The following is a 21166-nucleotide window of genomic DNA, read 5'->3' on the forward strand; positions in this document are numbered from 1 at the left end:
GTTAGAAACTGGAATATAAGTCGTCTCAGCCAAGAATTCCTGGTTTTGGAATTTTTGGCTGAGATGCTTATATGGAAGTTTCTGCTTTGCGTAGCTGTCCTGCAATCCATTATATCAAATCCGGCATGAAACTTAATATTGACTTATTTTTTATCAGTTAGGCGTATGTTATAATTTGATGTTGTGATATTTTAGTAACATCACTATTGTACGTGTTATTAGATTGTGATGCAGACACAGTGAGCTACATAACTGACCCACCATTGCCGACACTGCATGGAATTGTTTCCAAGTGAATTTAAGCTTACCAACAATTTTACACAAAATCAAAGCTGGATAACAATCTAATTGCAAGATAAAGAAACGAAAACTAGACATATTTTTGGAGGCTTATTTTGAAGACGATCAGTCTAATTGTTCCTTGTTTTAATGAAGAACCAACCGTCGAACTTTTTTATGATACAACCGAAAAAGTGTTTACCAAGTTAAATGCAAGCCATACTGAGCAATACCAACCAGATTACTTATTTATTAACGATGGCTCAGCTGACAAAACACTTGACGTTATGCGCAAGCTCAATGCTGCTCATCCTGATGAAGTCCACTACATTTCATTCTCCCGTAACTTCGGCAAGGAATCCGCTTTTGCAGCTGGCCTCAATCATGCTCACGGCGATTACGTTGCTGTCATGGACGTTGATCTCCAAGATCCACCTGAGTTACTGCTCCAGATGGTTGATATTTTAGAGGACCCTAAACAGGATTACGACGTGGTCGGTTGTGTTCAAACAAGTCGCAAGCAAAACCCCATCCGAGCCTTTCTGTCAGCCAGCTTTTATAAAATCATCAATAAAATGGCCAAAGTTGAACTCAAACAAAATGTCCGTGACTATCGGTTAATGACCCGAAAATACGTTGATGCCGTTTTAGATCTACCCGAATATAATCGGTTTAGTAAGGGCATCTTTTCTTGGGTAGGCTTTAAAACTAAATACTTAGAATATGAGGGTGTCCCAAGGGCTGCTGGAAAAACATCCTGGTCCCTCTTCCAACTATTTGAATACTCTATGGAAGCGATCGTTGATTTTTCTGATGTGCCCCTAAAAATGGCAACCGTAGTTGGTGGCTTCATCAGCTTTCTTTCCATTATCGGTTTATTCTTCGTTGTGATTCGGGCAATGTTCTTTGGCGGCTCAGTTAATGGCTGGGCTTCAATGGTATCCATCATTCTACTTCTTAGTGGCGTCCAACTATTCAGCCTTGGAATTCTTGGCACCTACATTGGTAAAATTTACCTCGAAACCAAACACCGACCAAAATTTGTGATTGCGGAGAAACGTTAATATGATAAATCGGCTAAAGGCGTTATATTATAAATATGAAGAACTCATCGCTTATGCATTTTGGGGTGTTGCGACAACGGTGATTAACGTCGCTGTCTTTTGGCTTTTACACCACTTTACCGGTTGGAATTACATCATCAACGCAACGATCGCCTGGATTTTAAGCGTCCTCTTCTCGTATCTGACTAATAAAGCATTCGTCTTTCACTCGCCATCTAAATCATTAATGGGCGATTTTCTTGAGATGATCTCATTCTTTAGTGGCCGTTTGGCAACCCTATTCTTGGAATTCCTCATGCTCTGGATTGGAATTACGTTGATGCATCAAAATCAAATTGTTGTTAAAATAGTGGAAAATGTCATTGTAATTGCTATTAACTATTTCTGGTCAAAGTGGCTAGTCTTTCGAAATAGCGAGAACAAGAAGTCTGCAAACTAAGTAAGGGAGTCTGTTAAATGAAACAACCCGTTAACCGTCAAATTCTCAGGAAGCGCCGCCAAGAATTCCCTGATGGCTACTACACTAGAAACGACGGCTTCAAACTGCTGGCAATGGCGGCTATACTAATCGCCATATTGGTGACGTGTGCTAAAGTATTAATGTAAATTGCTCAAAATTAACCCTGGGGTATTAAATGCTTTGATCCCAGGGCTTGACGATTTGATAAATAGGCCAGCCATTTCCGTTTTTGAAATGGTTGGCCTATTTCGTTACCGTTTGTTTGCAACAATCGTTTTGCCATCAACCGTTACACGGTTGCGTCCCCGCTGCTTAGATAAATATAAATTGTGATCAGCTCTTAGATACAAATCAACAACTTGTTTGTCAGATTGTGTCAAATCAGATACCCCAGCAGACAACGTTACTGAAATTCTGACTCCTTTATATTGAATAACCGAATTAGCAATCGTTTCACAACACTTTAACGCAAGCTGCTCGGCGCTTTTTCGATCATTGTTGGGCAATACTAGGTTAAATTCCTCGCCACCAACCCGATAAAGCCTTGAATCAGACTGATAGCCTTGAGAGACCCGTTTGAGGGCTGTCGAAACTTCAACCAGAACTTGATTTCCAGCAACGTGCCCATGATGATCGTTGATTTCTTTAAAATAATCAATATCAAATGCCACTAACGACAATGGCGTTGCCTGTTGTCGAGCAATTTTCAATTGACGATGAAAGTCAGCTTCATACATTCGTTGGTTCAGCAATCCTGTTAAGTAATCGTGACTGGCGTTTTTACTTAACACAATTAGCAATTGATTATCCTGATAAATTAACTTCAACGCCCAATAAAACGTGCTCATCAAGCAGATATATTGAATCACCAGCTGAAATACTTCTAACGGCTTAACCAATCCAATTGCCCAGAAGCTAAGTCAAAACAGCGTTATCGTGATGCACTGAATCCAATAATCAGAGCGAAATGATTTTTGACTAAAAGTTACCCTAATTAACATTAAAGTTAACACAAACGCCACTGCAATCCCTGTCTGTAACAACCCATTAACATCGAAACCATCAATCAGAATCCGCATAACGGCAAGTAGTCCTACCACTAATAAATCCTGCCAATAGGCAATAATACCAATGAGCATAATGACCATTAACATGATAAAGTTGGTTGATAACAAGTAGCTTCCCGAATTTGTCTTCATCAGCTCAAAAAAAACACCAATTAACGAAAAATAGGCAACCGTGAACCACTTGATTGCGGCACTACTGGTCCCTTTACTTATTCGATATTGACTTAAATGTTTAAAAATCGGTGTTAGTAAAATAAGTTGATAACACATAATGATCCCGAGTTCACAGAAAATTCCCCAGATAATGCCTTCGAGCAACCACTGATTAATAGTCACGATTGTCACTTCCTATCATCTTTTGAATAATTTAGAAATAATGTATTAAGAAACGACACAATGCTGGTTCTTCAACAATTGTGTCAGGGAAAGGCTACCGTAATCAATCCTCACTACGCATCCCGTAGACGGATACCAACGTCACTCTCGCTGAGCTGCATTCAGGGCGGTTAGATTATTGAATGAATAGGCAATCGGTACTTTTCTGTTACTGACAGCTCCTCGAATGGGTGACTGCTTATCCTTAATTTGTTCTCCCCAGACAAGCTTCATTGCCATTTGATAATGAGACCGATCACCAATAGTTGCAAAAATCAGCGCGGCCAAGGCATAGTTCGCAACCGATTGCCCATCGTCAGCCACTTCACCAGTAATCCGATAACTATTTTTCAAAGCGTGCCTGCTTACTTGAAAGACTAACCAGTTTTTGCTAGCAGCTTTAAATTTGCCGACCTCTGCCAAATGTAGCAAAACTTCCAAAGCTTCCGAAGTATTTAAATTAGCCGATGAATATTGTTTGCGTTCCCAGTTAAAGCTTGCATGATATAGCGGAAAAACATCCCCCAGATAACCATTTTGGACGACTCTTAGCTGCTGCTGATAGTCTTTTTTACCATTGGCGGTCGCACTTTCAAAATAATGTAATGTTTGTAGGTCAAAATAAGCTAATGAGCCACTTTTAGCTGCTCGTTTTTGCGCCACATCGTAATAATTAACCAGCTGTCCCTTGCCAATGCAATTTTTGGCAAGAACCGTAAACCGCTTAGTAGCTTCTTTTTGATACCTATCCGTATGATTAAGCGCGTCATAGACCATTAAAGCCTTAATAATTCTGAGATCATCCAGTGTCGCGTTAACTGAGTATTGCCGATGGTTGGTTGGATCATAACGATAGCTAAATTGTGGGCCTTGATCGAAAGTGGCCTTGGCATGTGCATAAAACCGCCGGAAAGCTTGTGGCTGCTTACTGGCATTGAGGTAGTCAAGCCACATCCCAACTGACTCACTCAACATATCATGCCCACTTGCTAAATCACTTTGACCAGACTGGGAAACTGTGCTGGTATAAAGACCATTTTTAGTTAGTAATTTCTTTTGAATAAACGTCAATAGATGTCGTTCAGCCGCAGAATTGGCATGTTTTTTGGCCAACGTCTTGGGAATCAAAACCTCAGGGCTGACCTTTGGCACAACTACCTGAGCTTTTCGACTGCAGGAACTAACGCCTAAGAGACTACCTAAGACAACGCAGAGGATCAAAAGTATTTTGATATAACTTACTTTAAAGATCTTCATCAGATTCACAGATGATTTCCCAGGGTTGCATGCCTAGGAGTCACATTTCCTTTCTGCCATTCTTTATCAACGGCTTTTTGCGCTACCAAGTTAAGATAATTAAATGGCAAGTCAAAATTCGGTTGAAATAACATGTCAATAAATGCCATATCATCAATCGTGTTATTGTTTTGGATGAGAACTGAAACGGCATTAGCAGATTGGGAAACATCGTGTTTACTGCAAAGCTGCGCCCCTAAAACTTGTCGATTTTCGGGATTATAGACCAACGCAATTGTCAACGGGTCTGTCGAAGGCATATACGTTGGACGCCAGGTTCCTTGATAGATGACCTGTTCTGCCGCTATATGATGCCGCTGCGCGTTTTCAAGCGTTAATCCGGTTGTTGCAACACAATAGCCAAATAATTTCATTGCTGAGGTTGCTTGGGTTCCCATGTATGGATATTGTTGATTAAATATGTTTAGGGCAATTAACGTTCCTTGACGAATCGCATTTGTTGCTAACGGCGTATACGCAGGCTTACCAGTTGGGTTAAAACGAACCATCGCGCAATCACCAGCTGCATAAATATCTGGATCACTGGTTTGTAAATAATCATTGACAATAAACGCACCGTGCTTTTCCAATTGGACCTGGCCAGCTAGCAACTGTGTATTCGGCACAAAACCCGTTGCAACAATTGCTAAGTCAGCGGTAAAGTTTCCCTGGTTTGTCTCAATCTCTAATTCATCCTTTTTATTCATTCGAAACGCCGTTACTCGATGATTGAGATGAATGCCAATCCCATGATCGGCTAGTAACTTTACGAGTTGATCGGATAATTCTTTACCAACATAATTATTCAAAACTTGTTTGCCTCGTTGAAATAGGGTTACTTCGTGATCAGTTCTGGCATAGCTCTCCGCAAGCTCAGTACCGGCATACCCTGCGCCAACTATGGCAATACGCTTGTTAGATTTAGCGGAATCATATATCGCTTGAGCCTGTTGATAATCCTTACATAACAATACCTTTGACTCGTCAATGCCATAAATTGGCGGTAATGCAACCGAAGAACCGGTTGACATAATAAGCTTATCATAGGTATCTTCAAAAAGTTTTCCAGTTGTCATATCCGCTACCTGGATCCGATGATCTTTGGCATTGATTCGCAGAACTTCATGTTGGGTCTTAACCACAGCCCCTAGATTCTTCAAATCCTGAGGTGAAGAATAAAACATATCTTCCAAACGCTTAACTTCGCCACTCAAATACAATGAGATCCCACAGGACAAGAATGAAACGTTCTGATGACGCTCATAGATGACCAACTCCGTCTCCGGATGATCCTGTAAGATTCTGATTGCTGCCATTGTTCCTGCATGTGTACACCCAATAATAACAACTTTCATTATTAACCCCTCCAAAAATACTTTCAATTATTTTACAAATGCGTCATAATTCCTTTATACTATGGTATTTAGGACTTAATTTATGAAGTTATGACTTTTATTTTAGCCTACCCAGAACATTTCATGGTTCTACCTATCCCTCAATCATAATTACAGACCACCAAAGGAGCGTTCACTCAATGTATCGATATTTCATCCAGCCACAAGTCAATGTTTACACCAATTCGATTATTGGTTATGAAATGCTCATTCGCAAACAAGCAGGTGATGGGACCTGGCGATTACCTAAGAACTTTGCATCCATCCCTATTGAGATCCAAATTAACCTTCTAAAGCGTACCGCCGAAGAACTATCCCTCAAGGTTCACACGCTCTCGTTCAATGTGAACCGGACTCAATTTCTTGATAAAAAGATGACTCAAGCATTAATTGATGCTCAAAGACAAATGTTTCCAGTAATCCTAGTTGTTGAGGTCACTGAAGAACTTGGTGAAGACCAGATTGATAATCCAACACTTGAAGCTCAGGGCAACCACTTGCAACAGTATGGCATTCAAATGAGTCTTGATGATGTTGATACTGGCGAAAATACTTATTCACACATTTCAGATCTCTTAAAGACCGCTGATGAAGTTAAATTTGCCATGCAAAATTTCCGCCAAGAACATCGGGAAAAAGAAATCCCCCGAAAATTAACGGCGTGGAAAAAGATTTCCAAAGACACCCAGACTAGACTCATCATCGAAGGAACTGAAAATAGTGAAGAAGATCAATTACTTAACGAGCTTGAGTTACCATTACGCCAAGGATACTACTATGGCAAGCCCCGATTATTCCGGTTCAAGAATGATCCTCGCTAGTTCGACTGGCCAACGTCATACTCAGTTTCCTTGATACCTGAATCAATCAAATCATATGGACCATTCATTTTGCTATCATTCCATTGGGCAGCACCGCTAATTAACGAAATATGTAGTGACCCCAATTCAGTTGATGCTTTCACCTGGCGGCTGAAAGCGTCTCGAATTCTATCAAGCGCAATTTGTGCTCCTGCCTCATCTGCATACAGGAGGACTCCCCAAGTTGGAATATCTTTATTCAAATAATAAGTGACATCATTTTGCCGGGTACTTGCTGTCATGACATCTGAAGTCAATGTTAATAATGTTGAAATTTGCTGTTCACTCATCATCTATTTTAGTTGATCATAGTAACGGATTCGAATAATGCCAACCGTAACTGGCAATTTAAACCGCCGATTGGTTTCAATAAAAACATGGGCATCTTAAACCATTGCCACCATCGTTCTAAGCTTGGTTTGCTCATCAAACGCCCCTTGTTCGATCAAGTTGGATCTTAATCTTTGATTCTGCCATTGTAATTGCCGCTGCTCAGCAGTCATCTGATAGACAAAGAACGATAAGCCTAACGGGACAATCAGCCAAAAAGTCAATGTTAGTGGGATTTGCGGTCCTTGAGCCAGATTGAGATAAACCATGACAACAATCTGAGCGAAAATGAATAGTAGGTTTTCAACCAATCCCGGAATAATCCCCCAAAAATAAGTAATTAGAATGGACACAACTGTGAGACCGATGTAAATCGTGTTTAGTAGCAAATGTCCCGAGGCGGTCATCAAAATTGCCGTCAGTGTCAGTAAGCCTAAGAACAAAAGCAAATAAATGTCTGCCTGTAATGACGCTTTTTGACTATCGTTCATTTTGCTCCCCCTTTTGTTTCGAGACACCATTTTTCTTTAACATTGCAATTATTGAAGCGCCAATAATGAGGATGAAGAACAACGCTACCGCCAAATAAATCAGTAGATGTGAATTCTTACTGATCGTTCGTTTGACCTGAACACTCGAATCAATTGCTGCCTGCTTTTTAAACCGATAACTAAAATGATTATTATCAGGGTCTACCAGCACGGCATCTTTATTTCGATACATCTCAATATTTTTTTCAAAATTAATTTGCGTTGATCCTAAATAAGTAGCGGCCGGATTAGCGCCAGTGACCACTAATAATGCTCGTCGCTTGTTAAACGGCGACCGTAACAATTGAGCCGTCCCAACGGTCGCGCCATATTGCTTTTCAATGCTCAATTTTTCATTTGAGACTAAAACAGAAAAATGATCATCAAATTGAAAATACAGCTGTTTATTCAACGACTTAATGAATTGATTTTGATTTGGCGCACCAAAGGCGATAACACTGCTTCTCTTAAGTTGATCACGACTAGGTTGATGCTTAGTAAACGTTATCTTTCCAGTATTATTTTGCGCATAGTTGCCAATTAGATTGAAAATATTCGATAACGTTTGAAAATCAGCCGCCCGCATCTGCTTGGGCTGAACAATCAACAAGTTGTCAAAGGTTCGATTTTTAATGAATACGCCTGGGTAGTTATCAAATAACAGACTATTTTTCTGCTGGGTTTTAATGATTGCTTTAGAAGTTGAACCAACACTAGCCCACGGCGTTTGATTATTGTTTGCCTTGGATTGGTCAGCCATTTCCAAGTCAAAAGCAACCCGAATCGTAAACTCGTTACCTAAAGCCAGTCCCTTGGGAAACTTAACCGTCAACTCATCACCATCAGCGTGGCTGGCGGTCAGTTTCTTGCTGCCAATTGGCGTGTTATTCACCATCACCGTTACCAATGACCGCTTAAAGTTTAAATTCTTTGCGTAACGAAAATGCAGTCGCACTTCGGACCCATCCGCATTGTTCCGATCAACCGGCAAGCTAATAAAATAGGCTTGCTCGTGGTGGTTGGGCCCAGTGATTTGACTATCCTGCTTGGTTAATTGAACACTACCATCGTATTGCAATACCGATGTAGCCGTTGGTGTATCTTGAGTAACGGCTTTGGTAGCCTCGTCCGTTTCCTGCATTAACTCTTGATTGGCAATGTACTTGGCCGCTTTCTTTAAGAGAATGCCGTTTTTAGCCGTCACAATCAGCAAATGTTTATTATGAGCATCATGTGTTTTGATAACTGCTTGGTGAGCCACATCTTTTTTTACCACCATTTTTTTAATATTGCTTGGCAGATGGTTATACGTTGCAATTACTACCTGATAATCAGCTTTTCTGGCTTTTTGATCCTGGAACGTTGTTACTGGAATCTGCTGGGTTTCAGTTGTAATCACCCTGGATTGGCCGCTTAGCGCGTACATACTAGCAGCCAATTCATTATTAGTCGGCTGACTTGGCGTTGTGATCACTGATTCTTGATTAACAACCGTATCGGCACCGGTAAAATGATCATAAAAGGACTTAATCGATTTTGTCGGCGGTACGAGTCGATATTGAAAGTTAACATTCGTATTTTTATAAATTGTTAACCAATTAGCCGGTGTCTGTGCGACCTGGTAATTCTTATGGCCAGCCTTGTTTAAAATCTGACCATTAACTTGAATATTATTCTCTCCCCCCAGTGAACGAGTTGGAATCGTGATTTTCTTAGTCTGAATCCCCGAAACCCGTTTAGGACGAAAAGAATCAAACTTAACATTATTCACTGAGACGGTGATATCTGAGATCTGTTTGTCACTGAGTTGAGAAGTTTGAAAATTTAAATTCAAAGTGGCTTTTTTGACATCCCAGTACCCCATTTTTACAAAATACATATTTGATTGAACCGCATTCCCAGATAAAGTTATCGTCTGATTTTGAAAGGGCTGTGTGTAAGTTTGAGTCTTGGCCCAGACAGTTGTACCAGAAAGAAACAACATTGAAAAGCCAAAAAACAACAAGCCAATCCAAGCCACTAAGTTATTTATAGCGAACGGTTTTATACCATTTCGCCTGTTTATGAAAGATCTGTTCACGAATATACCCCACCATTCCGTAAGCTGCCACAGCCAGCCACATTTGACTATATACAAGATACATCACAATAATTAACAATAAATTTGAACCCGTCATCTCACCTTTTTCAGTTGTGATTGCTGTAAAGGTACTAATGACAAACAAAACGACTGCAAAGGCCCAAACAACGTTACTGAACCCTTGTAGTTCTGAGTGTGCAACTCCGGCAACCGACAAGACAAACACCGTGTCGGAAAAAATTAATGACGTCATCAGCAAAAAATAAATTGATGCAAAATATAATAAATCAAACCGAATTTTTCGCGCTTCCTTTGAAAACAGTAAATGCATATTTTTCAATATCACATAAATATTTCCCTTAACCCAGCGAGTCCGTTGGTGGAACCAGACATCAAGCGTCTGTGGTTCTTGCTCCCAAGTTACTGCTGCAGGCTGAAATTCAATCCGATACCCTAATCGATATATCCGAAAACTGATTTCCGTGTCCTCTGCCAAGGCTTTTACATCCCAACCACCGACCTTTTCCAAGAGAGATCGGCGAATAACGTAATTAGTCCCCGGGATCGTACATAATTTAAACAACTGTCGCCGACCGGCTTGCGCCATCCACTGAAAAGCAAGCGTTTCAATATTAATAAATCGCGTCAAAATCGTTGCGTTTTTATTTCTAGTTCGGAATTTGCCGATGACTGCCCCAACTTGGTCAGTTTGCAGAAGTTCTGCCACTAAAATTGAAAGGGCATTCTTTTCAGGCGTGTTATCAGCATCATAGACGGAAATAACACTTCCCTTTGCCACCTTCAAACCGATGTTTAAGGCGTTTGATTTCCCTTTGCCGCCTGTTTTGCTATCCGTATTAATAACGACCAGCTGGCGATCTGCATAGAGGTCTTGCAGCCCTTTCAATAATTCAGCGGAATTATCACTTGAATTATCATTAATAACAATGACCTCATATTGTGACTTAGGATAGCTAAAATTAAGCAGTGCCTGAACGGTTTTAACGATGACAACCCCTTCATTATGGGCTCGAACCATGATAGAAACAAAGGGTGGTTTAGGCGGCAATTCAGGCTCTTTAGTATGCTGCCATTTTAAATAATATGTATAGCCAGCTATCGTTAGCCCTAGGTTAATAATCAGAATACCCCAGATGGAAATGATCGCGACTAATAAAAAAACATCGAGAATCGAAATAATGCATCACCTCTCTTATTCACTAAAAAGCTTTATTCGTTAAAGCAAATCAATAACCGAAAATGCCTTAGGTTTGCAACGTGTCTCGAACAGCAGATTCCTGCCATATAAGTATTTTAATTAAATATTCCAAAATCTGAAATACTCAGTTAAATCCTTACCTAGGCGCTGCTCGGGAATAGGCTAATTTTTGAACATCCTCACATAAATCCGGCGGCCAATTACGATAAAAATCAGTAAGACAATGAAAATGGCGGTAAACAAAATGATAAGCACGTGTGATTCAAATTTAAAAAAGTGGTTTAGCGTTCCCGTCATCGATTGATCCGCTATCGGTCGCGGTTGCTTACTGCCTGCTTGCGTCACATCCACTAGGCTGCCATTCAAGAAATAGTTTCCTTGTCGATATTGATAATTCGCGGAGCCAAATTCAATTTGACTAGTCAGTTGCGTCTGTGGATTAAACCACCGATAAGATAAGCGGCTAACCTTTCTTTCCAAATCCCGCAGGCCTACTCGGGTGGTTGGCATACTAAAGGTTATCGCTGTTGGCGTCTGAAATGCCGTTTTCCGTTGGTGTTGGACCGTCAATAAGTGATTTCCCGCCAACGCATAGTAGCTTTGCTTAAAGACTTGTGAATTTCCTTCTGAAGCTAGCTGATGTTTCTTTTGTGAATTTGGTAGCAGTAAAACATGATCAGCTACTTTTAATCCTTGATTTCGATACAACGCATCTTGATTCCAAAAACCATCTGTACTAATGCCCACAGGAAAAACGTGATTTTGACCAAGGCTAGTCAATTCCGCAACCATCAACTGATTAAGCTTGCTTTGATCAGACTGATAAGCACTCACGATTGGCGTTTTTAAAAAAATAATTCCGTTTCTGGTCTCGATGTTTCTTAGAACCTTCGTAAACTGTTTGAACGCTGATAACTCTGTGTTGGTTTCTACAGTCGTTGTACTGACTGCAAACGCAATTCCTTGTTCGTATAAATCACGGCTTAGCTGATTCAGCAACTTCAAATTCGAATAAGGAGTCACATTTGTAATCGTCAATAACGGTTGGTGTTTCCCGCTTTTTGTTTGAAATAATGCGGCAATCAACTGAGAAACAATTTGCAAGTTAAGCGTATCTGTCGAATAAAATGGTAAGTATCCGAAATGCTGCCTAACAACCCCATCTACAAATTTGCGCTGGTTAGCCTCTTGGGTCGTTAACGTCCCAAATGATTCGGTCCTCTTCGAATCATCTTTTTTAAAGACGGTCATCGTACTAGTAAATGGCAGCAACTGAGAATTTCTACGGCTGTCAATAAGGGTTAACTGTTGGTGATGTAGTGTTGTAAATCTTCCGCCAATCTGGCTGGCTTCTTGTCTGGTTAAAATCCCACCGATGTGCAGCTTAATCCCCGAAAAGGTTTGCCGATCCCGTTGGAACTGCCGATTGTTAATAGGATTTTGCGGCCAATTTACCATGGTAATGACGCCAGCATACTTGTTAGTACGAAGCATTCCTGAACGATACTGCGATTCAGCAATCGTTTTAACGCTCAACTGATGACTGGTTAACAACCGCTGCAATGAATCAATCTTTTTATAGCTCTGGGTTGCGGAATTTTGCGAATCGTAAACCAACAAAACATGTTTTTGCGCTGCTGCAGTTGGCGTGACCTCAATGAACATTAACCCAAGCCAGGTAAAGAAAATTAGCAATAATGATTTCAAAATTTTCATTTTTGCGTCTTTACCTCCTGCTGATCCCGCTGAACTGCTGACCCCCATAAACGATAATTAACAGCATCTGCAATTAGCAAGACTAAAAGCAAGTTCAGACTGATTGCAACCGGAAACATATTTCTGGAAAGGTTATAGGTGCCATATGAAATAATGGTCGTGATTGGCAGCACGACGACGATGGTCAATAGTCCCAACACCAAAAAGAACTTCATCATATCTCGTGAATCCCGTTTCCTAAAACTATTGACCATCCCAATAACATAAATCACCAAGAAGGCACCGGCAATCAGCAGGTTAAAGGCATATTTTCTTGGATAAAAGCTTTTCATTAACAAGCTATATCCAGAAAAATACTGAGTATGAGCACCTGGTGACCTCCTAGCGCCCACTGGATAGTTACCAACTGATTGAATTCGAATCTGCATCACGTTTTTGGCAGCATCATCTAGTAAATGAGAAAACTGATCAAAATGTTTGACGTAGTAACCCACTACCCAAGCAGCATTGAGCTTGTGAATCAGATGTTCATGCACATATTTTGAATTTGGTAAAATCGCTGAATAGGTATTCGGATAATAATCGTTTCCCTTCATCAATGCATATTGTGAACTGATTTGCCCAGCCATCACTTTTGAAGAAGGTTCCTGAGTCTGCAGGACTCCGTGGGTAAAGGCTTGATACTTATTTAACGACTGATATCGAGCCGCAACTGTATGGTGAACCAAGCCGCCCATTCCAATCAGCCCAACCATTGCCACCAAAATATACACCCAAGCTAAGTGCCTCTGAAAAGAAAATAACAGGCCAAGTGACATGAGCAACAGGGCAAAGGTTAATGGAACATTGTGATAATCAGCCGCAATCAGCAACAATGAAACGGCGAAAAAAGCACCCGTCGTTAGCCGATCATGCTTAACAAGTTTACGAGCAATTAACAAAAAAAGTGCAAAACAATAAAGCATTAAAATAAATGTCCCGGCCTCAGGATAAAATGAATTAAATGTTAATGTATTGGAAGTGTCCCCAAAAACAAAAACAACGATCAGTGAAACCAGGTAATTACGGAAGTTTCGATTAGGTGCCGTTAATGAACGAGTCAACAAATAAATTGCGCCTAAAAAGAATAGATAGTAAATGAGGCCGAGAAAACGAATATCAAAAATTTGAGAGCTCAAAAACAATTTATTGATTTCAATTGCAGCCTGAATAAATAGGAATTGCGATGAATATATTGGTACGGCAGTTTCATTATAAAAATGCATGATATGAAACTTTTCAATGACATAATTGAAATATGATAAGTTTCGGGTATCAATTCGATTAAGCCCGTTTTGCGAAAGCGTCTGTAAAAAGTCGCCGTTATCTGCTAACCCGTTTACAGGGGGAACGAACAACAAATAACCAGCGATAATTGCACAAAGTATTGTGGCAAATAACGCTGGTGAAATGTACTTCGTTAATCTTTTCACAGTCCAACTCAAAAAAACAACCCACTTTATCTTTATTAGTATCTAATTAAATCATTAGGACAATATATAAATATTCAACCATTTACAATTATAGACACAACCAATAAATAAGCAATCCGAAAAATTCATCAGGATCGCTTTTTCAGCCTGATCAAATAATATAACTATGTCACTTTGCTGATCGAACCCGTTCGTAAAAATAGGGACGCTGCTATATCAACATATAACGGCATCCCTGTTCTTGTTGCTTATAAATATAAATATGACCTCACCCGGACTCGAACCGGGATCAACCGCTTAGGAGGCGGGTGCCCTATCCAGTTGTGCTATGAGGCCAAAACAACACGAGTTAATTTTCTCATTTTAATCGCGTTGTGTAAAGACATTATTTTTCGGTTCGCTTATGATGCATCCCTTTGCGTTTAGAATGCTTGTGCTTTTTCTTACCAGCATGTGATTTAGTTGGTTTTACCGGTTCACTTTGAGGGCGTTGTTTCTTATCCGTGACAACCATTTTTTTCTGATCCTTAGTTGGCTCTTGAGCAACTTCGACGTCTTTAACGGGACTTTTAGGGCGCGTATCCGATAATTGATTCCCATCAAAATAGATGTTCTTTAAGTCATAGTCATCGTTGCGCATCAATTTTTTAAGGTCCCGCAAGTCATGATCATCACCCATGTTAATGACCAAGCCAGGCTCGTGCATCCGCCCGGTTCGACCAACCCGGTGAATATACGTCTTCTGATCAGTAGGTAAATCATAATTAATAACCGCTGGCAGCTTGGGAATATCAATCCCACGCGCAGCCACATCGGTCGTTAACAGCAGTCGAACGTTTCCTAAGCGAAACTCCTTCAAGGCCTTTTGCCGACTCGTTTGCCGTTGTTCACTCGTTAGTTCGGCTGCTTCTTTAATGTGACGATGGGACAAAAAGCCCCCCACTTTTTTCAAAGTATCCATTTTATCAAAGAAGACCAAGGCTTTGAAATTTTTCATATGCAAGAAGCGCAGCAGCATTTGTTCCTTTTTGTGATTTGAAACTTCCAGCAATCCATGGCGGACTTCTCCCCTGGTATCATCAATTGCTGAAACGTCATACGTCTCAATATCTTGAAGAAACCAACGGTTCAAATGAGTTAAGAGATCACTTTGAGTTGCCGAAAAAAAGCCTAGGGTTACGGTTGTTGGCGCTAAATCAACCAATGAGCGAATCGAATCTAATGTATCTTCGCTCAATAAATTGTCCGCTTCATCAATCACAATTGCGGTTAGGGACGCTAACTTTAATTTCCCAAGATCAATGAGGTTCATGATCCGCCCCGTTGTCCCCACAATGACGTTTGGATGCGTCTTTAATTTATCAACTTGGCGCTTAATATTGGCCCCACCGATAATCCCTTCAACGGATAACCCAATGAGCTTCCCCCACTCCAACAGGACCTTCTGTGTCTGCATTGCAAGCTCAGCGGAGGGTTCAATGACCAACAGCGAGAGACCATCATCTGGGTGAATATTTTCCAGCAATGGCAGGGCAAAGGCCACCGTTTTACCAGATCCAGTTGGAGCTAGTCCTAGAACGCTTTTACCATCCTTTAACGGTTGATAAACCGCTTTTTGAATAGCCGTTGGGCGTTGGTAGCCTAATTGGTGTGCGTGTTCTTCAAATTCTGTTATCACGATTTTCTCCGTCCATTATTCTTCTTCACCCACAAAGTACAAGTGAGCATCTTGGCGTAGATTAAACAGCAATTTATTCACGTGCATACTTAATTGGCGCCAGTTCTCATAATCCTTGTGATTTTGCTCATTTTGCGGATCGTTAATTACGCGGGCAAAATCCTCTGCCTCTGGTAACATTGGGTTCTCATCGATAGTGTTCGCAATCACTTGCCGGTTGTTATCGGCATCAATATAGGTTGCCTGCCGGAGTTCACCAGCATCATCAATTGAGATCAAGTCCTTGAGGCCATAAATCTCAGACGTCATGTGTGAATTGGACACCTTCGAGAAGTTTAAGGTAACGGTGTACTCAGGATAACTCAAGATCGCCGTTCCCTTACCGTCAACCCCGGTCCGAATGAGTTGTGGGAAATAGGCCACTTCTTGGGGCATCCCAAACAACGCAACCGCATCATAAACCGTATATACACCAAGGTCCTGTAAAGCGCCACCAGCAAACTTAGGTGAGAAAACGTTCGGCTCTTTGCCTGCCAAAACCTGATCATAGCGAGAAGAATACTTTGAATAGGTAAATTCAGCTCCCTGCACCGTTGTCATCTCAGCTAATTTAGCTGCAATCGCGTGAAAATTGGGCGTGTGGATATTACGGGCTGCTTCGAAATACAAAACGTCTGAATGATTCGTGAGTAATTCCTGAATTTGTGCCATCTGCTTTTGATTAGCGAACGCCGGCTTTTCCACGATCACGTTTTTGCCATGTAAAATTGCTAACTTCGCCTGTTCAAAATGGAGGCTGTTGGGCGAGGCAATGTAAACCGTGTCAAAGGCGCCGTTATCAAAGAACGTCCCCAAATCTGTAAATGATTCCGTTGCCCCATTTTTAGCCGCAAAGTCTTTGGCGGTCTGTTCATGACGAGAATAAACACTGGTTAATTCATACGTCTTAGCTAATTTAATTGCGTCAACGAACTGCTGTGTTATCCAATTGGTGCCAATAATTCCTAATTTAATCATTTTATCCACCTCTTCTTAATTAAATTGTAACAAGGTTTTAATGCAATGAAAACGAATTTCAGCAGGTCTGTTATATTAATTCGTTATAATCTTAGATGAATACAAGCTAGGGGATGGTTTAAGATGCGGAAACGAAGTATTTTTCTATTTTTAATTTCACTAGGAGTTGGCCTTTTTCATACGCCAAAATCTGCCAAGAAAGTATTGCCAAAGGTTGATCCTAGATTTTTCGTGGGAACTTGGCGCTTCAAAGATCGCCGTGGACGGGAACACACAATTGTCATTGATCCAGATTTAAAGCTAACGATTGATGAGCAGGACCTATCAGCTAAAGTTTCCGCGATTAGCCGATATGAACTCTCATACATCGATAAGTTTGGCTATAAGCTCGAAATTCGGGGGAACGAGGCGCGGCCAGTTAAATTTTATGATGAATCAGAAAATGACACTTATGATTTAATGACTATTTCAAATTAGGTCCAACTAGAAACTGAGAAAATTCAGCTTCTGGTTGGATTTTTTTGTTAACTTGCTCACACATACCCACACCAAGAATGGATACTCAACTATTCCCCAAATCGTCAATTGACATCTCCAAAAACATGCTTTTTAGTTCAAATAACGATGCCAACTTGCTTTTCCACCGTTATAGACTGCCATCGGTAAGAAAATAACCTGCTTATCCATCTTAAAGTCTTGCTTCTGGGTCACTTGAATAAACGTCGCGTCACCGTTGGGCTTTCCCAGTTGCGCGTCGGTTGGCCAAATTTGGCGCTTAGCCGTCGCTTGGATGTGCAGGTGGTTAATAATACTATAGGTAGCTGAAATCACGATAGGCCGTTTATAATACCCTTGAATCAATTGACTCAAATGAGCGACATTTCGCCGGACAGTTTGCCAGCGAAGATTGTTTTCGCCATAAGTCCCATAATATTGAATCGTCAAACAGATGGGTAAACTGCCAGTGTTATCCTGAACCGCCCTCACAAAATTTTTAAACTGGGCCTTTGGTGAGCTACTAAAACTAAAGTAATGATAGACGCCCACAGGCAGTTGTGACCCTTGGCTACGCGCAAAATTACTCTGAAAACTGTCATCAGTGAAAGTGGCTCCCTGAGTCGCTTTTAGGTATACAAAGCTAATTCCATCACTCTTTAAGCTTTCAAAATCAATATACCCATTGGTTTGGTTCAGGCTAACCCCGCGAATTGGATACTTGGCCAATTCCTGTTTTTCATGCCAGTGGACAATAAAAAAGCCTAGGGCAACGACAACCAACAACAAAAGAACGCCGAATACTACCTTTTTAGTGTTTCTCCGTCTCCGGTAAGTTTCAGCATATATTGGTTGAATATCTCTACGCTTCATAAAATAATCATCTCAGTTAACCGTAGCTAATCACTAACTACGCGTGCTTTCAATAATATTTTGAACATTTTGAATTGTGTCTTCAGTGGCCGGCCCCATTCTAACCGTCGCCATCATGAATAAGGTGTCAATAATCGTCATTTGGGCAATTAAAGAATACATCCCTTCTGATCGGTAATTCGATTCATCACTCAACGACACGAACGTAATATCACTGTGGCTTGCTAACGGCGAATCGGGATAGCCGGTAATCCCAATCACTGGGACCTTTCGTTGCTTCAGCGTTTCAGCAATTTTTAGGGTCTGGCGGTTTTTCCCTGAATGAGACACCACGATGCCACAATCATCCTCACCCAATTTTACTGCTTGCATCAGCTGAACGTCAAAGTCAGGATAGTAAAAACAGTCAATCGACGTCCGCAAAAACTTATGATAGCCATCCAAGGCAATTACGGAAGAACCGCCGAGGCCAAACAATCCCAACCGGCGGCAATGGATGATTCTTAACACAGCCCGGGCAAAGTCGTTTTCATCAATGCCTTCACGCGTGTCACGGATTGCACGTTGTGTACTTGTAAATATTTTATCCGCAATGGTCGAAAGTGAGTCGTTAGCATCAATATCCTTAAAGATCGGTAAGTTTTGCGGCCGCAATTGTGTATAAGCCAGTGACAACGTAAATTCACGGAAATTTGCATAGCCCAACGTTTTAACCAGCCGAGAAACCGACGCTGTCGAAGTCTCAGTTACCGCCGCCAAATCTTCAATATTGGCTTCAGAAGCGGCTTGTGGATTATCAATCACGTAACGGGCAATTTTTTTATTCGTCCGACTTAAATCTTCGAACGATTGTTTTAGTAATTGAACTGGCGAGCTCATTATGATCACCTTTCGTTTCTAGTAATGCAGCTTATCAATCGACAAAGCTTCTATTGTAAATATTTTACATCAAAAAAGTTGCGTTGTGAAATTGTTTTCCATATAATAGCTTGGTGGCGTTTGCATATGCTTCAAAATCCAGGAGACATTTTATTTGAAGTATCGTGGTCAACATGCTAACTTTAAGCTGAGGTGGTGCTGAATTCAGAACGTATCACTTATGTATTCAATTATGCACCCGCTATTATTTTTTATCAATTCAAGGCATCGTTAACTGTTTGGCTGCCACCAAGAAAGGAAGTTATTTATATGGATTATACACTAGGTGTTGATATTGGAACAACCAGTGTTAAGACCGTGCTCTACGATATCCACGGCAAGGTTCATGGCTATTCAAATGACGGTTATCCCCTTTATCAAGATACCCCTGATATGGCTGAGGAAGATCCCGAAGAAATCTTTTCGGCAATGTCTGATGGCATTACCGAGATCCTCCGCAAGGCTAATTTACAGAAGGGTGAATTGAAAGGGGTTGCTTTTTCATGTGCTATGCATAGTTTGATTCTACTTGATGACAACCATAAGCCCCTCACCCGTGCCATCACATGGGGCGATAATCGTGCTGTTAAGTATGCGGATGACCTTAAGCACAGCCCCGAGGGAATGGAAATTTATCAACATACCGGTACCCCCATTCACCCGATGACGCCACTTACGAAGCTAATTTGGCTGCGCAATGACCATCCTGATCTCTTTAAGCAAGCACGTTGGTTCGTTGGGATTAAGGAATACATTCTTTATCGACTTTTTGGTGTTTTGAAGGAAGATTATTCAATCGCTAACGCCACCGGAATGTTTAACATCTACAACCTCGACTGGGACGATCAAGCGTTAAAGATTGCCGGTGTAACCCGTGAACAGCTCCCCGAGCTGGTTGATACAACCTATCAATTAAAGGGCATGCATGAAGAATATGCGAAGGTGCTTGGCATTGACGCAGAGACCCCGTTCATCATTGGGGCTTCAGATGGCCCATTAGCCAATCTCGGTGTCAACGCTATCAAGCCTGGTGTAGTCGCAGTAACCATTGGAACCTCTGGTGCTGTCCGGGTAGTTACCGACAAGCCAAAAACCGATCCAAAGGCACGGGTATTTTGTTACTACCTGGCTAAGGATATGTGGGTTGTCGGCGGCCCCGTTAACAACGGCGGGGTTGTCTTTCGCTGGGTTCGGGATCAATTATGCGCACCCGAAAAGGTAACCGCTGAGCAAATGCACATTGACCCATATGATTTATTAACTGAAATTGCTGCTAAGATCCCGGCCGGCGCCGATGGCCTCCTGTTCTTCCCATTCTTGGGTGGTGAACGAGCACCAATTTGGGACGCCAATGCCCGGGGCTCATTCTTTGGCTTAAACCGGACTCACACCCGCGCTCATATGATTCGGGCGGTGCTAGAAGGCATTGTCTATAACTTATACACCGTTATGCTAGCTTTAGAGGAAGTTGTTGGCCGCCCAAAGAGTATCCAAGCAAGTGGTGGCTTTGCCCGATCCGCGCTTTGGCGACAAATGCTGACGGATATTTTTGAACAAGACGTTGCCATTCCTGAGAGCTTTGAGAGTACGGCACTTGGCGCTGCTACCCTTGGGATGTACAGCTTAGGTTTGATTGATAGTTTAAGCGACGTTTCGAATTTTGTTGGTACAACTGTCGTCCATCATCCGGATCCAAAGAATTTCAACGCTTACCGGGAACTCATCCCGATTTACATCCGCTTAAGTCGTTCCCTAGAACCTGAATATAAAAACATCGCTGATTATCAACGTCGCCATGAGCATGAGGACGCTGACGCCAACAAAGAGGGATAGTTGGTGGAAATATGAGCAGCAAAGAAAGATTGGGGGATTTCTAAAAGCTACGATGGCCGCATTTACGCGCTTAGCCTACTTGGCAATTTGGTTGCAGGTAGAAACTTCTCGGCAAAAAAAACAAGTCCGAGCGTAGATTTCTAGTTTATTAAGATCTAGTCTCTTAGGCATCATAGATTAGGTGGCTGGGACATAAGTCCCGCCGATAAA

Annotated in this window: 19 protein-coding genes, 1 tRNA gene and 1 pseudogene; 6 read left to right on the forward strand and 15 right to left on the reverse strand. The window is 41.4% G+C overall.

Going from position 1 to position 21166, the window contains the following annotated elements:
• Nucleotides 1–395: 395 nt before the first annotated feature.
• The 3 genes from FC98_RS10590 to FC98_RS14990 are packed head-to-tail and all read left to right on the forward strand — an operon-like array spanning nucleotide 396 to nucleotide 1949.
• Complete coding sequence (locus tag FC98_RS10590) at nucleotides 396–1343, forward strand: glycosyltransferase family 2 protein (RefSeq protein WP_008856968.1); 948 nt, start codon at nucleotides 396–398, stop codon at nucleotides 1341–1343.
• 1 nt (nucleotide 1344) lies between these two features.
• Complete coding sequence (locus tag FC98_RS10595) at nucleotides 1345–1782, forward strand: GtrA family protein (protein ID WP_008856969.1); 438 nt, start codon at nucleotides 1345–1347, stop codon at nucleotides 1780–1782.
• 17 nt (nucleotides 1783–1799) lie between these two features.
• Entirely contained in the window at nucleotides 1800–1949 is a 150-nt protein-coding gene (locus FC98_RS14990) for a hypothetical protein (RefSeq protein WP_169788692.1), read from the forward strand.
• Nucleotides 1950–2054: 105 nt separating this feature from the next.
• On the opposite strand, the gene FC98_RS10600 is transcribed toward FC98_RS14990, so the two are convergent.
• From FC98_RS10600 to FC98_RS10615, 4 genes are all read right to left on the reverse strand, one after another.
• Nucleotides 2055–2702 carry a GGDEF domain-containing protein gene (locus FC98_RS10600; RefSeq protein WP_056949545.1) on the reverse strand — a complete coding sequence of 216 codons (648 nt, stop codon included), beginning with the start codon at nucleotides 2700–2702 and terminating at the stop codon, nucleotides 2055–2057.
• Between the two features lie 21 nt (nucleotides 2703–2723).
• The gene (locus FC98_RS10605) at nucleotides 2724–3206 is read right to left on the reverse strand and encodes a hypothetical protein (protein WP_040471551.1); all 483 of its coding nucleotides are present in this window, start codon (nucleotides 3204–3206) and stop codon (nucleotides 2724–2726) included.
• Between the two features lie 141 nt (nucleotides 3207–3347).
• A complete protein-coding gene (locus FC98_RS10610; protein ID WP_056949549.1) occupies nucleotides 3348–4502 on the reverse strand; it encodes a hypothetical protein in 1155 nt (384 codons plus the stop codon).
• Nucleotides 4503–4507: 5 nt separating this feature from the next.
• Nucleotides 4508–5896: an FAD-dependent oxidoreductase gene (locus FC98_RS10615; protein WP_054655567.1), complete on the reverse strand. Its 1389-nt coding sequence runs from the start codon at nucleotides 5894–5896 to the stop codon at nucleotides 4508–4510.
• Nucleotides 5897–6075: 179 nt separating this feature from the next.
• Here FC98_RS10615 and FC98_RS10620 point away from each other — a divergent pair, with 179 nt between their 5' ends.
• On the forward strand, nucleotides 6076–6756 hold the full coding sequence (locus FC98_RS10620) for an EAL domain-containing protein (protein ID WP_008856975.1): 681 nt from the start codon (nucleotides 6076–6078) through the stop codon (nucleotides 6754–6756).
• On the opposite strand, the gene FC98_RS15185 is transcribed toward FC98_RS10620, so the two are convergent.
• From FC98_RS15185 to FC98_RS10660, 9 genes and pseudogenes are all read right to left on the reverse strand, one after another.
• A complete protein-coding gene (locus FC98_RS15185; protein WP_235803616.1) occupies nucleotides 6753–7088 on the reverse strand; it encodes a hypothetical protein in 336 nt (111 codons plus the stop codon). The genes FC98_RS10620 and FC98_RS15185 overlap by 4 nt on opposite strands.
• A 93-nt stretch (nucleotides 7089–7181) precedes the next feature.
• Nucleotides 7182–7616 (reverse strand): hypothetical protein, encoded by a 435-nt coding sequence (locus FC98_RS15190; RefSeq protein ID WP_235803617.1) that lies wholly within the window; start codon nucleotides 7614–7616, stop codon nucleotides 7182–7184.
• Complete coding sequence (locus FC98_RS10630) at nucleotides 7606–9657, reverse strand: cellulose biosynthesis cyclic di-GMP-binding regulatory protein BcsB (protein WP_235803618.1); 2052 nt, start codon at nucleotides 9655–9657, stop codon at nucleotides 7606–7608. Before FC98_RS10630 ends, FC98_RS15190 begins: the two co-directional genes overlap by 11 nt.
• 22 nt (nucleotides 9658–9679) lie before the next feature.
• Nucleotides 9680–10933, reverse strand: a complete 1254-nt coding sequence (locus FC98_RS10635) for a glycosyltransferase family 2 protein (protein ID WP_082602899.1) — start codon at nucleotides 10931–10933, stop codon at nucleotides 9680–9682.
• Nucleotides 10934–11116: 183 nt separating this feature from the next.
• The gene (locus tag FC98_RS10640) at nucleotides 11117–12670 is read right to left on the reverse strand and encodes a hypothetical protein (protein ID WP_008856980.1); all 1554 of its coding nucleotides are present in this window, start codon (nucleotides 12668–12670) and stop codon (nucleotides 11117–11119) included.
• Nucleotides 12667–14142 carry a glycan biosynthesis hexose transferase WsfD gene (gene wsfD, locus FC98_RS10645; protein WP_008856981.1) on the reverse strand — a complete coding sequence of 492 codons (1476 nt, stop codon included), beginning with the start codon at nucleotides 14140–14142 and terminating at the stop codon, nucleotides 12667–12669. Before wsfD ends, FC98_RS10640 begins: the two co-directional genes overlap by 4 nt.
• A 263-nt stretch (nucleotides 14143–14405) precedes the next feature.
• Nucleotides 14406–14478, reverse strand: a tRNA-Arg gene (locus tag FC98_RS10650).
• A 49-nt stretch (nucleotides 14479–14527) separates the two neighbouring features.
• Complete coding sequence (locus FC98_RS10655; RefSeq protein WP_056949547.1) at nucleotides 14528–15820, reverse strand: DEAD/DEAH box helicase; 1293 nt, start codon at nucleotides 15818–15820, stop codon at nucleotides 14528–14530.
• Nucleotides 15821–16114: 294 nt separating this feature from the next.
• A pseudogene (locus FC98_RS10660) lies at nucleotides 16115–16837 on the reverse strand (Gfo/Idh/MocA family protein); the annotation flags it as partial.
• Nucleotides 16838–16960: 123 nt separating this feature from the next.
• On the opposite strand from FC98_RS10660, the gene FC98_RS10665 reads away from it, so the two are divergent.
• Entirely contained in the window at nucleotides 16961–17314 is a 354-nt protein-coding gene (locus FC98_RS10665; protein WP_054655577.1) for a DUF4828 domain-containing protein, read from the forward strand.
• A 132-nt stretch (nucleotides 17315–17446) separates the two neighbouring features.
• On the opposite strand, the gene FC98_RS10670 is transcribed toward FC98_RS10665, so the two are convergent.
• Both FC98_RS10670 and FC98_RS10675 read right to left on the reverse strand, forming a co-directional pair.
• Complete coding sequence (locus FC98_RS10670) at nucleotides 17447–18205, reverse strand: GH25 family lysozyme (RefSeq protein WP_008856985.1); 759 nt, start codon at nucleotides 18203–18205, stop codon at nucleotides 17447–17449.
• Between the two features lie 33 nt (nucleotides 18206–18238).
• Nucleotides 18239–19084 carry a MurR/RpiR family transcriptional regulator gene (locus FC98_RS10675; RefSeq protein ID WP_054655579.1) on the reverse strand — a complete coding sequence of 282 codons (846 nt, stop codon included), beginning with the start codon at nucleotides 19082–19084 and terminating at the stop codon, nucleotides 18239–18241.
• 309 nt (nucleotides 19085–19393) lie between these two features.
• Here FC98_RS10675 and gntK point away from each other — a divergent pair, with 309 nt between their 5' ends.
• Complete coding sequence (gene gntK, locus FC98_RS10680; protein ID WP_040471556.1) at nucleotides 19394–20956, forward strand: gluconokinase; 1563 nt, start codon at nucleotides 19394–19396, stop codon at nucleotides 20954–20956.
• The last annotated feature ends 210 nt before the right edge of the window (nucleotides 20957–21166 follow it).

The sequence above is a fragment of the Lentilactobacillus kisonensis DSM 19906 = JCM 15041 genome (assembly GCF_001434135.1).
Taxonomy (GTDB): Bacteria; Bacillota; Bacilli; order Lactobacillales; family Lactobacillaceae; genus Lentilactobacillus; species Lentilactobacillus kisonensis.